A 16,552-nucleotide genomic window follows, 5' to 3' on the forward strand; every position below is an offset into this window, starting at 1 on the left:
TATGTTATTAAATTGCACCTAATTATTAGGTTATCTACAAACAATGATGCCTATAATTTGTTGTTTGTACAAGATTATGAACGAACAATACATTCCAATTCCCATAAGGTTTGTTTTTTACTAACTTTAATACTCAGAATTTTCAACTAATTATCAAACAAGGTATTAGCTGTTGTTCTGAAAATTCAACTATAAATTTCAAATACATTCTAAAATGAAAAAAAGTATACTATGTATATGTTGTTGTGTGTTTATCCTAAATTTTAGCCAGGCACAAGACAATCATATGGGAGCGAAACATATAAAAGTTAAAGCAAATTGGACAGTTTCTGAATCAGGAACGTTGGCAGATGGTCACAAAATAGCTGATTTATCTTGGGCAGCAAATAGTAGTGTTGCTTGTTTTCCAGCGACTCGAAATCAAAAATTCTCTGGAAATCATGTCTTCTATACCACCACGATTCCGAAGCGTTCTGAAATGTTTATCAAAGTCATTCCAAAAAACAAAAATCAAAACTTTAGCCTGTATGCGTATGAAGTTGGAATGACAAATAATCAGCTGCCGCCAGACTTGAATAGTTGTGTAACTTGCGAAGCAGATTTTAAATGGGATTACAAACGCAGAGGAAAAACACAAGATCATACACGTGAAGTACGATTGAATGCCATTAACAATCCGTACAAAGTAGTCATTGGAGTTGTAGGTGCAGAAGGTCTTACGGAAGGAGATTTCACCTTAGAAATAAAACTCAATGGAGGAGAAGAGATTTCGTATTCGACACCCAAAATTGAAGTTGTCAAAATAGAAACCAAAGGCGCAGTGACTGTAACCAATGGAAATTTAAATACAGGTGATGTAATCGGCGATTTATCCTGGGCTTCTAACAGTAGTGTAGCTTGTTTTCCTTCAATTCGAAATCAAAAATTTTCTGGAAATCATGTTTTGTATGAAACAACGATTCCGAAGTATTCTGAAATGTTTGTTACAGTCATCCCAAAAAATAAAAATCAAAACTTTAGCTTATATGCATACATGGTTGGTGCAACCAATGAACAATTACCGCCAAATCTAACGAGTTGTATTACCTGTGAAGCTGACTTTAAATGGGATCGTAAATGGAAAGGAAAAACACAAGATCATACACGAAAGATTCGGTTAAATGCAATCAATCGTCCTTACAAAGTAATCATTGGTGTCACTGGAGCAGAAGGTCTTACGGAAGGCGATTTTGAAGTAAAGATTGAAATCAAAAAAAGATAGTCGGTAGTTTTTTTATTTTTATCAACTACTTCATTTCTAAATACTACATTGATGTAGTAACAAAACTGCAAACTCACAAATTCTTACTACTTTTGCAGCATGAAGCAAGCAGTGAAGAAGGACATACGTGCATTAAGCAAAGAACAACTTCGTGATTTTTTTGTGGCAGAAGGCGATAAAGCATTTCGTGGAAATCAAGTCTATGAATGGTTGTGGCAAAAAGGCGCGCATGATTTTGACGATATGACAAATCTTTCTAAAGAGACACGTAAAATGTTGGAGGAAAACTTTGTCATCAATCATATTCGTGTGGACAAAATGCAACGTAGCAATGATGGTACAATTAAAAATGCGGTACGCTTGCATGACGGCCTCATTGTAGAATCTGTTTTAATTCCAACAAGTACACGTACAACGGCTTGTGTTTCAAGTCAAGTGGGTTGTAGTTTAGATTGTAAATTTTGCGCTACGGCGCGATTAAAACGCATGCGAAACCTAAACCCTGATGAAATCTACGATCAGGTAGTTGCTATTGATCGTGAAAGCAGATTATATCATAACAGACCGTTATCTAACATTGTATTCATGGGAATGGGTGAACCATTGATGAATTACAACAATGTGTTGAAAGCTATAGAAAAAATTACTTCGGATGAAGGTTTGGGAATGTCACCAAAACGAATCACAGTTTCAACTTCTGGTGTGCCAAAAATGATCAAAAAAATGGCAGATGATGAGGTTAAATTTAAATTGGCTGTTTCATTACATTCTGCAATTGAAGAAGTGCGAACGTCTATTATGCCATTCAACGAACACTTTCCGCTTACAGACTTAAAAGAAGCGTTGGCATATTGGTACGATAAAACCAAAAATAAAATTACTTATGAATATGTAGTTTGGGATGGCATCAACGATCAACAAAAAGATATCAATGCACTGGTAAAATTCTGTAAAGATGTGCCAAGCAAAGTAAACTTGATCGAATACAATCCAATCGATGATGGTCAATTCCAGCAAGCAAGTAACAAAGCAATCGATCGTTATGTAGATTCTTTAGAGCAAAATGGAATTACCGTAACCGTAAGACGTTCAAGAGGAAAAGATATAGACGCAGCTTGCGGACAACTCGCAAACAAGGAGTAGTTTAAAAGAAATTTACTCAGATGTCATTCCTGCCTACGCAGGAATGACATCTGAGTAAAGAGTCTAATAGATCTAAGAAGTCTAAGAATCTAAGTAAGTCTAGAAATCTGTAAGCGCGAGTTTAAAACTCGTGCTTAAAAACAAACTATATTAGCCAGAGCGGGTTTCCAACTCGTACTAAAAAAAGCCTTCAAAGTAAAACTTAAACTTCAAAGGCTTTAAATATTGTATAAACTATAGTGTTATTGTTTGACTATTTTATATGAACTTACAGAGTCTCCAATCGTAACCACCATAATATAGGTTCCTGCTCTCAACGAAGAAATGTCAATTTGTTTTGTAGATAAAACAGTTTCATCAACGCGCATTACTTCCTGACCAAATAAATTGATCACGTTTAAATTACTAATTGGTAAGGTACTATCAAACTGTACAATTCCTGTAGTTGGATTTGGATAATACTTAAAACTATTGGTATTTACTTCTTCTACAGATAATGGATCTGATTGTGTTGTAAAGCTCCAAATAGGTGAGTTCACTGCGTCTCCACCTACATTCTTTGCTACAATTTGCCAATAATACAATGTTGAATATTCCATTCCAGTAATATCTACAGTTGTATTTCCAAGTGTTCCTAACAAAGCAAGTGTTCCAGGAGAATCTCCTAAATACACGTCATATGCAGTAGCAGGATCGCCCGTCATTGCAGCTTCCCAAGCAAAGGTTACAGAATTATCAGGATTTCCGTCCATATTGTCATCAGCAGGATCAATCACAACGCCAGTTGCCATATCTGCTGGTGTTGGTGTTGTTGCAGGATCTGGTGCAGTAGCATCAGCAATCATATCAACATTGTCAATAATCCAACGGTCACCGTCATTATTTTCCAGAACAAAAGCAACATAAATAGCTTGTCCAGCATACGCAGACAAATCTACAGTGTGTTGCGCTAAAGGTCCACCAGACCAAACATCGGCTTCACTTTGTGTATCAACAATCGTAAAATCGGCATGTGTGGTTTGACTCATACCTGTAGAAACTCGAATTGTATATGTAGAACCGTAATCAGTAGCAAAACTATCCGATTGATCAAACGAAAGGATGAAATTCGTAGCATCTACTGTAAATTGTGGAGTTACCAACCAGTCTTCGGCATTTCCGCCTGTAACAGCTTCCCAAGTAACAAAGGCAACATTATTGGTTGCTCCATCATTTACTTGCCAATCTTGAGTGGTTCCTAAACCATTCGTTCCAATAAAACTTGCCCATCCGGCAGGAATCATTGTACTAGATTCGAAGTCTTCAGATAACTGTGCAAATCCAAATTGATAAAAAGTTAATAAAAATAAAAAAGTAATTTTTCTCATAATCAAGGCTTTATATGTTAGTTCTCATAAAGTTATAAAAAAAACAACAACTCTGACATTTTGTATTAATTTTTATAAAATCTGTAAAAATTAAAGGGAAAAACGTTGAATTCATTAAAAAAAGCTGAAAAATAGAAACCATATCGCCTTTAAAACATACTGAACTTCCTACAACTGTATTCCTAACAATGAAAATAAAATGATAATTTACCTTCACAACTGTTCGAATCTTGTTAAAAAGGTTACAAATCATGGAATTAGTTAATATCTTTGCAGTAGAATGAAAGTAGTCGCACAGATAAAACAACCCATTGTAAAAGAAATGGAACTTTTTGAAAAAAAGTTTTCCAACTCTATGACTTCCAAAGTTGCACTACTCAATCGAATCACACATTATATTGTCAATAGGAAAGGGAAGCAAATGCGCCCTATGTTTATCTTTTTGGTGTCTAAAATGGTATCAGAAGGATTGGTGAATGAGCGTACATATCGCGGTGCTTCTGTAATTGAATTGATTCATACAGCAACACTTGTACATGATGATGTTGTAGATGATTCTAACAGACGAAGAGGTTTTTTCTCCATCAATGCGTTGTGGAAAAATAAAATTGCCGTATTGGTAGGCGATTACTTCTTGTCTAAAGGATTGCTACTATCTATTGATAATGGTGATTTTGATTTGTTGCGAATTATCTCTGTTGCAGTTCGTGAAATGAGTGAAGGTGAATTGCTTCAAATTGAAAAAGCACGTAGACTAGATATCACAGAAGAAATCTACTATGAAATCATTCGACAAAAAACAGCAACATTAATTGCAGCGTGTTGTGCTATGGGCGCGCAGTCTGTAAATGCTTCAGAAGAAGAAGTAGAACGTATGCGCTTGTTTGGAGAATATATCGGGATGGCATTTCAGATAAAAGATGACTTATTTGATTATGGAGAAACAAAAATCGGAAAGCCGACAGGAATCGATATCAAAGAGCAAAAAATGACACTTCCACTTATTTATGCATTGAATCATTGTTCAAAAGAAGAAAAAAAATGGGCAATTAATTCGGTGAAAAATCATAATAAGGACAAAAAAAGAGTCAAAGAAGTCATTGCTTTCGTAAAAAAAACAGGCGGATTGGAATATGCAACCAATCAAATGAAAGCATATCAAGAAAAAGCGCTAGAGCTGCTTAAAGCCTATCCGCAATCCACATATAAAGATTCATTAGAATTGATGGTAAATTACGTGATCGACAGAAAAAAATAATTTTTTTTCATACGCAGGCAACCATTTGTACAAAATTTGCGTCTATGTCAATAGAAAGCAATCTGATAGTGAAAGTTATTCAATTACATCTACAAGAAGCACAACTCATAAAACGAGCAAAGCGCAACGATCGAAAAGCGCAGCAAACGTTATATGCACAACATGCACCAAAAATGTTAAGTGTTTGTAGATATTATATTGCTAACGTTCATGATGCCGAAGAAACAATGCTTTCAGGATTTTTCAAAGTATTTACACAATTGAAAACCTATCAAAATAAAGGAAGTTTTGAAGGCTGGATTCGAAGAATTATGGTTCGAGAATCAATATCCTTTCTTCGAAAAAAGAATCCACTTGTTTCGGTAGAAGAAATTGAAAGCTACACAGAAATCACCGAATGTGAAGTGAATGTAAATGCAGGTGTCGAAGAAATCCAAAAAGCAATAGATGCGTTGCCGCAAGGATATCGAATTGTATTCAACTTGTATGAAATAGAAGGATACAAACATCAAGAAATTGCTGAAATGCTCAATATATCTGTGAGCACATCGAAATCGCAGTTATTCAAAGCAAAAAAGACACTTCAAACACAACTACGATCAAAAAAAAACAGAGCTAATGAAATCGCATGAAATTAAAGACATATTAGAAGAGCGCAGGATCGAAGCATCTGAAAATTCGTGGGAAAAACTCGCAGGGCAATTGGATGCAAACGACCGAAAAGGCCGTAAAAAAGGATTTTATTACATGTATGCTGCTTGTTTAGCAGTGTTAGTAAGCATGTTGGTGTTTATGTTTGCAAAATCTGTAACGAGCATTGAAGATGGAACACTTGTAAATGAAGACATCAATTCAAAATCAATCATAAAAGAAGAAAAATTACAAAAAGAACAAGAAAAAGTAGAAAAAGAAATCATAAATAATACGCAAATCGCGATTGAAGAAAAAGCTATAAATAATACTAAAGAAGAAGTCGTAGAACGACAAATAGTTCCGCAACCCAAAGAACAATTAACTGTTGAATTACGAAAAGAAATTCAATCAACAATAGCGATACAAGAAAAAGAAATCCAACCGAAAATTGAAACCATTATTGCGCAAAAAGAAGTTGTTGCTGATACAGATTCAGCACTAAAAGAATCAATAATTGCATTGTTACAAAAAGAAAAAATGGCCATTACCAATGCAGAAATTGATCAATTGCTTCTGGAAGCACAACAATCATTAAATCAATTAGACATTAAGGAAGAAAAAGTTGACGTCTTACGATTCGCAACTGCAGACGAATTGTTAAACGACGTAGAATACGAATTAGACATGTCATTCAAACAAAAAGTATTCGAACTTATCAAACAGAAAGTCAAAAAACGAAGCATTGTAGAAGAAGATTAAGTATACAACGCTTCAAAAAAATCATCAACAAACATCATTAAAAAAAACGAACATGAAAACAAGTACTTTGTATTTATGCCTGATATTCCTATGCGTAAATTTTAGCATGCAGGCACAAAAAATTGACAGCAAAACCATCAAAAAACGACAAGATTCTACCGCTATTAAAAAGGAGCAAGAAAAAAAATATTTAGCAGAGCGACTTCGCGTTATTACACTAGAGGAGAAAGAAGCACTCAAATATTCTGTAGAAGAAATAAATGAAAAATTTGAAAAAGGAGAAATAACCTTGCAAGAAGCTGAAAAGCAAAAAAAGAAAGCGGCAAGGCTTGCAGCCGCAACAATTGAGTATCGTATGGCGAAAGCAAAACGAGAAATGCTTACAGATTATTATGTGCAAGAGTATGGATCTTTTATACGATTCGGAGAACTCTTTGATACGAGAATTAGGAAAAAGAGAGCATTGCGATATGATAGACGTACGTATTCCGATATCATATTTGCATTCGGACTGAACAATGCGATTCAAGATGGGAAATCATTGCAAGATTCGGATTATAAAGTTGGTGGATCGCGCTTCTTTGAATTTGGAATTCTATGGAGCACACGTGTCGCAAAAAATCACAACTTTGTACGTTTTCGCTACGGATTAACCTTGCAGTACAACAATTTAAAACCTACAGGAAATCGTGTCTTTGTTGATAATGGAGATGTAACAAGCTTAGAACAATTTCCAAACGATTTACGCCGCTCAAAAATAAGAATGACCAACTTAACAATTCCATTATACTTTGAATTTGGTCCGTCTAGAAAAAAACAAACAGATAGATATGTTCGTTATTACACAAATAACAAGTTTAAGTTTGGAATTGGAGGTTATGCCGGAGTCAATTTAGCCGTAAAACAAAAACTACGCTACAAAGAAAATGGAGAAGGAGTTGATCAAGAAACACGAAGAAACTTCAATACAAATAACTTTGTATACGGTTTAGGAGCTTATATTGGTTGGGACGACATGAGTTTGTATTGTAAATACGACTTATCGCCAATCTTCAAAAGTCCAAATGCAGACCAACGCAACATTTCACTTGGCGTACGATTGGATGTATTCTAAAAAACACTTTATAACGCTATGCGTCACTTCGAGTGATTTTTCAGAATAAGGTGAAGAAAAATTGTATCGAGAAGTACTTTGAAAATAACAAGTTCTAATTAGATCTCGATACAACGAATCACAGATTCGCCACTCGATCTGACGTTTTTCTTAATAGAATTTATATAAAAATTACTTTTTACAACTGATTTTTAATAGTTGTACAGACTCTTATTGTCAAAACACACATGAAAACACTAACTACATTTATCATTATTCTTATTTCGCTTTGCGCGAATGGACAAACGTTACAGCAAGAAATTAATAAAGTAAAAACAAACCTAGATGTATCATCAACGCAAAAATTAGATATGTCTTTAGATGCGCTTGTCTCTGAAATTGGAGACAAGCGTATTATTGCGCTCGGAGAAGATACACACGGAACCAAAGAATTCTATGAACTCAGAAGCATCATCACTAAAAAATTAATTGAAGAAAAAGGATTCAATATGGTTATTTTAGAAAATCCGTATGAAGACTTAGAACGTTTATCTCAAAATCTGCAAACAGAACCGATAGATTCTTTAATGAAGAAACACCTTTTTTCCATCTATCAAACAGAGAAAATGAAAGACTTTTTACTTTGGCTAAAAAAATACAACCAATCACATACGCCAGTTCCATTCAAAGGTTGTGACGATTCGTATCGAGAAATCTTACCAGAAATGCTTTCCAAAGAATTAAAAGCAAACATGACAGCTGCAATGGAGAAGATTTTGGAAGAATTCAAATTGCGAGTGGAGTTATTTCCAAGTGAATTCTATACAAAATTCCCAGAAAAAAAACCTGCAAAAGTTGATAATTACGGATATAATCGTGAAATCTACCGTTTAATCATCAACCTTGAAAAAGAAGTCAAAAAGGAAAACATCGTCTCAAAACGATTGGAAGAATTATTAATGAATGCGAAAAACTCGTATATCAATTATGAAATGGTGTATACAGGAAGTATCATTACCAGAGATATTGTCATGGCAGAGCGTGTTGCGTTTTTTGCGAAAAACCCAACCGCAAAAATTGTAGTTTGGACGCACAATGCACACATTTCAAAAGAAGTCATTATTGATAATGAAATTGGCTTGATGGGAAGAAATCTCAAAAAAGAATTTCCAGAAGAATATGTTGCGGTCGCAATGAGTAGTTTCAGTGGAAGTTACTCGTACATGAAAAAACGCTTAATCAATGATGATCACGACTATGGCGATCAATTATACAAAGAAGAATATCCAGCTTTACCTGAAAATACCTTTGAAGAAAAATTAGCGCAAAACACTGCAGAAGCATATTATTTTCCAGTCAATCAAAACATAAAAAACATTTGTGCCAAACTGCCAAAACAAAAGCTCAAACTATTTGGCTACAGAATCAATACTGAAAAAGACTATTACGAAGTCAGTCCAGGAATCATGTATGATTATGTTCTTTTTGTCAAAAACACGAATGCTACCACACCTTTGTTCAAGTATGAATAGCTACGCATTTTAGAAATTTGCAACCAAAAAGTGTCTGGATTTTCATACCTTTAAATAAACCCGATTATTATGAAAATTCAGATGCTTTTAGTGCTAATTGCAAGTAGTTTTTTGAGCTCTTGTTTGATGTCTGAACCAAGTGAACATAGAGAGTTTATGTCACGATCTGATTGTTATGTATACGAATGCGAAGTTGCGTCTGAGATGTATGTTTTTGGAAAGGTTGAATATGTGAAAATGAACAATGCGGGTAAGTGTGCCAAACTTCAACTTCAAAACACATTCCTATTACATTTCAACAAAGATATTATTGAGGTATATGGTCAGCATCCGAAACACAATATCCGATCAATTATTAAAGAATATGCAAAGCATGCAAGCGACACTACAAAATTAGGGACATACTTTGCTGATGAAGATGGATATTCTGTTACTGTAAACCGACTTTGTAAGGACAAAAAAAATGTGTATTACAATCGTTTTATTCTTTGGAAGAGTCTTGATTTTGAAACAGAAAACGAGCAATCAAAATGTATAAGTCAACAAATACTCACTACTTTTCATGATTGGGATAAAAACAAAAACAGCGAAATCAATGCTTCAAATTTGATTCAGTTTCTAAAAAATCCAATCCAATTACAAGAATTCAAGAAAAAGAAAAATAGGGAATATGTAACTACGAGTGTGCAAAATGGAAAAGCATACTATTTCAATCCAAAAAATAAAGATTCTACATATTACAACTATAACTTTATCCCTGAAAATGTAGCTAGTAATGGAGTTAATAAAATAAAGGTCTTCAAACATGGAAAAAACAAACATAGTTATGAAGATGACACGGAAACATTGATTGAATTAAATATAACGAATAAAGATGAAGCTTTAGGAGAAGCAAATCTTGTCGGACTTTCCAAAACAGCCTTAGAAGCAAAATTTGGAAAAGCGAAGCTTATTTATAAAGGTCAAAGTATTTACAGTTACAAAAATAAAATCTTATGTGTTGATTTTGAAGATGCTGTCATAAAATCTTTTCAATATATTCACTTGAACACTACGGGAATGACGGATGCGCTGCTCGAACAAATATTTGATTAAAATGTCTTGAAACTAGCAGATACATAGTGTTAAAAATGTTTTTCGCATTCAAGTTGCTCTTAAAAATCGTAGTATTTCTTTTGATCTTGCGTAAGATTATTATAGTTTTAAAGGAAACTAACCAGATTCTATGGAAACAAAGAATCTTTCCTAAAAACCATAAAAAATGTCAGAACAAACAGATCCTAATCGTATTGTGAAGGCCGCCATTTATCCGCCAATTGGAGTCATGCGTGTTGGAAACAGTAAAGAGGAGTATTTTCTCGGACCTTTGGTAGATGAGCCAGAGGTGAAAAGTGATATATACGCTTACCGAGATAAAACAGGAGCTATAAAACGTCAAGCGGCTCAATTTCGAATCTACGGATTGAATGCCGATGGAGAAGCCGTAAAGGAATTGACCATGGATAATGCAGATATTACATGGCATTCAAATCTAGCCAATCAAAAATCTTCTTGGTATCAATTTCAAATTGCTTTAGATATTCCAGATGCTTTAGCGCCAGATATTCCACCTTCACTATTAAGAAATATTGATGTGAAAGATCGTAGTTCGTTAATCATCAAAGGAAAACCACAAAAAATATCGAAACCCAATGTAGAAAAAGGGAAGAAGTTTAGAGGTAAATTCTTTTCAAAATCTGTGTATTTGGGAGAAATGCGAACGGACGATAAAGGACGTTTGATCATGTTAGGAGGACACGGAGTTTCTGCCAATGTTGACGGAAATATTGCGGTTACTTTTGCGAATAACGAAGGTTGGCACGACGATATGTCGGACGGACCTGTAACGGCAGAAGTTACTTATGACGGACTCAGCTTAGAAGTAGATCCAGCATGGACAATTTGTGCACCGCCAGATTATGCGCCGATGCAAAAATCAGTCAGAACCATGTGGGATTTAATGCGAAGTGTGGCTGTACAAGCAAAAATGATGGATGCACCAGAAAAACCATCATTCACTAAAGACATACTTCCTATTTTTGAACGTATGACAAACCTACAATGGGTAAACGCAGGATTTGCGGCTGCCTTTGGTTGGGGCGGACAATTTAATTATACAAGTTTGGAATGGGTGCAGAAATTAAACGATCCTTCCAAAGCAAATCTGGAAATGCGCCGCACGATTTCAAACAACTTCCGACGATTTGATCAATCGGGAGCAGAAGCACCACAATTGTGGCCTTGGTTGTATGGAGATGCAGTAGCGATTCCTACGCAAGGATCAGTACGACAACATTCGACACTTTCTAAACTGCAACTCACGTTCTTAGATCAATGGGTTCAGGGAGATTTTGAATCAGATTTTAAAGGCTTTAGTACCAAAAAACGAAAAGAAATTGATGATTATCCTGTCAAAGAACAACCAGACATGCTCACAAAAGCAGCGATGGATTTCTGTTTGGCAGATGCGTTTCATCCTGGTTGCGAAATGACGTGGCCAATGCGAACTTCAGGAATGTATATGGCACCTTTCCGATTAAAACACGCACCGAAAGAACCAAAAACGGATTATTATTACTACGGTTCCACATTGGATAGTGGCGTCTTAGGAATGTCGGCAGGTCCATTGCTTGGCGGACAAATTGCAGGTGGCGTTACCCGTTGGATGGCGGTACCTTGGCAAACAGATACAGCAAGTTGTAGAGATGGATATACAACCGCGTACGATCCGTATTTACCAACATTTTGGCCAGCGAGAGTTCCAAACAATATTCTAGGAGAAAAACAATATCAAGAAGTTTTAGATACGAGTTTGTCTGAGGACGAGCGTAGACTTGCCTTTGCAGATCGTTATTTCTGGTTAGATGACCTTCCATTAGATGGAGAACAGCCAACACAGACCAATCAAATTAATGCGATGGTAAAATATTTTGATAAACTTGCGATTGTACAACATCGAAAAGGAGTCAAAAAAGATAAAAACTTTCCGCCAGAAATGCAGATAGGAATTGTTCCAAGTGAAGCACAAGAAAAAGTATTGTTGGAAGAAACCTTGCAAAAAATTCATGCAATTCTTAAGAGTAAAAAACTCAACAAAAAAGAAACAAGTATTCTCGATACTACAGTAAAACATTTATCGGAGAAGAACTTATTGGATGAAAAACTGCTAATGAGCAATGCAGAAGATCAACTGTTTTCATTAATAAAACATGAACTGACAGACGAATACAAATTGATGCCAGAAATTAAAAAGCTGTTAAGTGTATTAGCGTCTAAGAAGCATAAAGAATCTGGAATGAAAATCACCGATTATTTACGTAAAGAACGTCACGAAACAGGAATTCCTGAGCAATTAATTCGTTTCCAACGTTTCATTCCAAAATAAAATTTACTTGTCAAAATTTAAAACAGACATCTTAATTATAGGTGGCGGTATTGCAGGTTGCATTGCCGCCATTGCTTTAGCAGATATATATCGAGTTACTTTGGTTGATAGATTGGCTGAGCCCAAAGAGAAAATAGGAGAATCATTAGCGCCTGCGGCAAATCGCATCTTAAAAGAACTGGATTTATTAAATGATTTAGAGAAAAAAAATAATCAAGTCTTCCAGCAAAATTTGGGAATGCAATCGTATTGGGGAAGTTCGCAAGTGCAAATTGTAGATCACTTAAGAAATCCGGATGGATTTGTAAAAAGTCTCGATCGAAAAGCGTTTGAAATATTTTTAAGAACAGCTGCTGAAAAACGCGGTGTAACTTGTTTTTGGGAAACGGATTTTTTGAGTAGTACTTATGAAACTACATGGAAAGTTCAGCTGCAATCTGGAAATGCAAAGGAAACGTTTCAAATAGAAGCAGATTTTGTCATCGATGCCAGTGGAAGACAATCGCGTTTTGCCAGAAATCTCGGAATCAAACGAGAAGTCGAAGACAAACTAATCGCATGTTGGATTTCGTTGCCCAATACAGCAGTAAACACAATGAGCACAATCAGTGCTAGCAAAAACGGTTGGTGGTACAGTGCTGTGACGCCAAACAACAAACGTGTTATTGCGTATCATACAGATGCAGACATCATTGAGAAAAGCGAGCTAAAAACAACTGCGTCGCTTCTGGAGTTTGCCAAAGAAAACAATGAAATTTCTGCTTTATTAAATGGAGAAACAACTACAATAGAATTTCATGGAATTGTTGCAGCAAATTCTACAAAACTATCACAAGTAGCAGGAGAAAAATGGGTAGCAATAGGTGATGCGGCTATCAGTTTTGATCCCTTATCATCGCAAGGAATGTTCAATGCAATGGCAAGCGCCATGCAATTAAGAGCATTGATCCAGCAGTTTGGTTTTACAGATACAATTCAAAGCAGATACACAACTCAAATAACACACATTTGGCAACATTATCTAAAACATAAAAGCATTTTTTACCAAGTAGAACAACGATGGAAAACGACTGAATTCTGGAAGCGTAGGAATCGTGATTTTATATAAAAAGGAGTTTATCGCAGAACTCTTAAAGCGATAATAGCAACTTCAATATGCCAAGAAGTCGAAAAAGTTTCAAGGAGTTCATTCTATATTAGTCGAAACTTAGTATTTTTGACGTTCATTCCTAAAAATCCCGAAACCATTGATCTCAAAATCAACCATAGATGCCGTATTTGATATTTCTCGTGTAGAAGAAGTCATCGGTGATTTTGTACAACTCAAAAAATCGGGAAGCAACTTCAAAGGGTTAAGTCCATTCTCGGACGAACGCACGCCATCGTTTATGGTGTCACCTGTAAAGCAAATATGGAAAGATTTCAGTTCTGGAAAAGGAGGAAACGCAGTGGCATTTTTAATGGAACACGAACATTTTACCTATCCGGAAGCCATAAAATACTTGGCAAATAAATACGGAATTGAAATTCAAGAAACCGAACGTACCGATGAAGAAAAAGCTTTAGCGAACGAAAAAGAAAGTATGTATTTGGTGTCGGAATATGCCAAAAAGTATCATCAAGAAACACTTTGGGAATCGCCACAAGGAAAAGCTATCGGACTCACATACTTCAAAGAAAGAGGTTTTACAGCCGAAACGATCAAAAAATTTGGTTTGGGATATGCTTTAGATGAATGGAGTGCCTTTACCGATGCTGCTATCAAAGAAAGTTACAATCTCACCTATCTCGAAAAAACAGGTTTAACGATTGTAAAAGGCGAAAAACGTTTCGATCGCTTCAAGGGAAGAGTCATGTTTCCTATTCATAGCATGAGCGGACGTGTTTTAGGCTTTGGTGGAAGAATCTTAACGAACGACAAAAAAGCGGCGAAATATCTCAACTCGCCCGAAAGTGATATTTACCATAAAAGTAAAGTCTTATACGGTTTATATTATGCAAAACAATCCATTGCCAAAGAAGACAATTGTTATTTGGTGGAAGGATATACCGATGTCATTCAGATGCATCAAGCAGGAATTCACAATGTGGTTTCTTCTTCAGGAACAGCTTTAACTGCGGAACAAATCCGTTTGATAAATCGTTTAACGAAAAATATTACCATTCTTTATGATGGAGATGCTGCGGGAATTCGTGCATCGCTTCGTGGTGTAGATTTAATTTTGGAGCAAGGTATGAATGTGCGCGTATGTACCTTTCCAGATGGTGATGATCCAGATAGTTTTACAAAAAATAATGCCTTAGAAGATGTATTGGCATATTTTGAAAACAATGTAAAGGATTTTATCAGTTACAAAGCTTCTTTATTGATGGAAGTCGCTAAAAACGATCCGATCAAAAAAGCGGAAGTCATCAACGATATGATGTCGAGTATTTCCAAAGTATCCGATCGTATCAAACAAGAATTGTACTTGCGTGAAACATCGCGTATCATGGACATTTCGGAAGAAGTGTTGTTTGCTACCTTGGCACAATTGATGAACAAAGACATCAAGGAAGTCAACAAACAAATCAAGCAAGAAAAAAAGGCGTTTGATGTCATTAAAACAGAGAAAAAATCTGAAAGTGTTGATGTGCAATATGTCTTGGAGCGAAAAATTATTGAAATTCTGCTGATTTACGGCAACATGGAAGCCACTTTTGAAGACTTGATTTTAAAGGAAGATGAAGATGGCGAATTGCAAATGGAACGTGAACTCTTTGAAGCAAAAGTCTTTCAAAAACTCTACTTAGATTTACAACAAGACGAAATAGACTTAGCAAACGAAAAATTCAAAACGATTTATTATCGCGCGATTGAAAAACTCAATGAAACGGGCGATTTGGAAATAGATACTTTTGTCAATGAAATTGAGCCAGAAGTTGCCAATGAAGTCACGGACATTCTTATGAGTGAAGAACGTTACGAATTGCACAATTGGTCAGCGCAAAACATTTTTGTAAAACCAAAGGAAGAAACCATTGCACAATTGACAAGCGAAACAATACTTTCTTTACGTTGCTTCCTAATCAATCTTAAAATAGAAGAACTCAAATTGAGTTTGACACCAGAAACAAAAGTGGAAGAATTACAAAATGTACTAGAAGAAATAAAAGATTACATCTTCCTCAAAAAATCCTTATCTGAGCAGTTGAAAAGAGTGTTATAAGTTTCGTATATTTAAGAAGAAGCATTTACACATGAAAAAAATAATTACGTGCATATTCTTTTTGCAGTCACTGTTTCTATGTTCTCAAAACAATAAAGAGATCGAAGCGGATTATGAAATGCAAGGATATTTTAAGAATTACCAAGAATTCAATCTTGACTCCTTACAAAAGAAAAAGTTTACCTATATCCGTGATATTAATTCAACAAACGGAGGTTTTGAATTTGAAAGAAAATTGGATGAGGGTTTAAAACAATCAATCTACACGATTACTATTGATTATCCTTCGGGTAAATACATGAAGTATAAAGAATATAAGGTTTATGTATTTTCAAAAAAGGACACTATCATTGGATTGATTAATTACGATACATATCGGAAAAAAACGAACTCCTATTTTGATTACGAAAAATTGAGTCTATATGTCAAGCAGCACAATGAATTTTACAAAACGACATTGGAAATTTCAGATTTTGTAGATCAACTAAAACAAATGGAAATCTATGGATATTCATGTGGATATTCTCCTGTAGCGAATGCGCTATTAGAGCATAGAGATTTGTATTTTGATGATCTCAAAAATGCAGAATACTTCAGAGAATGGTTGACATCATTTAACCCAGAATTACAAGCTTACGGACTAGATGCATTAGAACATTTAGAAGAAAATGAACAATTGCCATTATCGCCTTTAGAAAAGAAAATTATCAAATATATAAAGACGCGAAATACCACATTACTACAATGTGGAGGTTGTGTAATCTTTCCAGATAAAATTTACAAAGAAATCAAAACAAAAAAATGATGATATGCACATTCTAATAAAAATACATACATATCATCATCAAAATTTTTTACTGTAGTAAAGGGAAA

General features: G+C 35.1%; 13 protein-coding genes. 12 read left to right on the top strand and 1 reads right to left on the bottom strand.

The features are described from left to right. Positions 1-214 precede the first annotated feature (214 nt). Together Q0845_RS13060 and rlmN are read left to right on the top strand one after the other, a co-directional pair. Positions 215-1,261: a hypothetical protein gene (locus Q0845_RS13060; RefSeq protein ID WP_298513826.1), complete on the top strand. Its 1,047-nt coding sequence runs from the start codon at positions 215-217 to the stop codon at positions 1,259-1,261. A gap of 99 nt (positions 1,262-1,360) precedes the next feature. Beyond that, a complete protein-coding gene (gene rlmN, locus Q0845_RS13065) occupies positions 1,361-2,404 on the top strand; it encodes a 23S rRNA (adenine(2503)-C(2))-methyltransferase RlmN (RefSeq protein WP_298513828.1) in 1,044 nt (347 codons plus the stop codon). A gap of 242 nt (positions 2,405-2,646) precedes the next feature. Here rlmN and Q0845_RS13070 read toward each other — a convergent pair whose 3' ends face one another. Next, on the bottom strand, positions 2,647-3,771 hold the full coding sequence (locus Q0845_RS13070) for a choice-of-anchor J domain-containing protein (RefSeq protein WP_298513830.1): 1,125 nt from the start codon (positions 3,769-3,771) through the stop codon (positions 2,647-2,649). Positions 3,772-4,051: 280 nt separating this feature from the next. On the opposite strand from Q0845_RS13070, the gene Q0845_RS13075 reads away from it, so the two are divergent. From Q0845_RS13075 to Q0845_RS13120, 10 genes are all read left to right on the top strand, one after another. Beyond that, entirely contained in the window at positions 4,052-5,029 is a 978-nt protein-coding gene (locus tag Q0845_RS13075) for a polyprenyl synthetase family protein (RefSeq protein ID WP_298513832.1), read from the top strand. Positions 5,030-5,097: 68 nt separating this feature from the next. Next, a complete protein-coding gene (locus Q0845_RS13080; protein ID WP_298513928.1) occupies positions 5,098-5,661 on the top strand; it encodes an RNA polymerase sigma factor in 564 nt (187 codons plus the stop codon). Further along, positions 5,648-6,421: a hypothetical protein gene (locus tag Q0845_RS13085; RefSeq protein WP_298513834.1), complete on the top strand. Its 774-nt coding sequence runs from the start codon at positions 5,648-5,650 to the stop codon at positions 6,419-6,421. Before Q0845_RS13080 ends, Q0845_RS13085 begins: the two co-directional genes overlap by 14 nt. Before the next feature lie 52 nt (positions 6,422-6,473). Further along, positions 6,474-7,535, top strand: a complete 1,062-nt coding sequence (locus Q0845_RS13090; RefSeq protein ID WP_298513836.1) for a hypothetical protein — start codon at positions 6,474-6,476, stop codon at positions 7,533-7,535. 227 nt (positions 7,536-7,762) lie between these two features. Then, entirely contained in the window at positions 7,763-9,046 is a 1,284-nt protein-coding gene (locus Q0845_RS13095) for an erythromycin esterase family protein (protein WP_298513838.1), read from the top strand. A gap of 69 nt (positions 9,047-9,115) precedes the next feature. Beyond that, a complete protein-coding gene (locus Q0845_RS13100) occupies positions 9,116-10,141 on the top strand; it encodes a hypothetical protein (RefSeq protein ID WP_298513840.1) in 1,026 nt (341 codons plus the stop codon). Between the two features lie 166 nt (positions 10,142-10,307). Then, positions 10,308-12,470, top strand: coding sequence for a LodA/GoxA family CTQ-dependent oxidase (locus tag Q0845_RS13105; RefSeq protein ID WP_298513842.1), 2,163 nt, complete (start codon positions 10,308-10,310; stop codon positions 12,468-12,470). A 7-nt stretch (positions 12,471-12,477) separates the two neighbouring features. Next, a complete protein-coding gene (locus Q0845_RS13110) occupies positions 12,478-13,578 on the top strand; it encodes a tryptophan 7-halogenase (RefSeq protein WP_298513844.1) in 1,101 nt (366 codons plus the stop codon). Between the two features lie 139 nt (positions 13,579-13,717). Further along, positions 13,718-15,679 (top strand): DNA primase, encoded by a 1,962-nt coding sequence (gene dnaG, locus Q0845_RS13115; RefSeq protein WP_298513846.1) that lies wholly within the window; start codon positions 13,718-13,720, stop codon positions 15,677-15,679. Positions 15,680-15,710: 31 nt separating this feature from the next. Further along, positions 15,711-16,484, top strand: coding sequence for a hypothetical protein (locus Q0845_RS13120; protein ID WP_298513848.1), 774 nt, complete (start codon positions 15,711-15,713; stop codon positions 16,482-16,484). Positions 16,485-16,552: the final 68 nt, after the last annotated feature.

It is taken from the genome of uncultured Kordia sp., from assembly GCF_947489565.1.
In the GTDB taxonomy this organism is placed as follows: domain Bacteria; phylum Bacteroidota; class Bacteroidia; order Flavobacteriales; family Flavobacteriaceae; genus Kordia.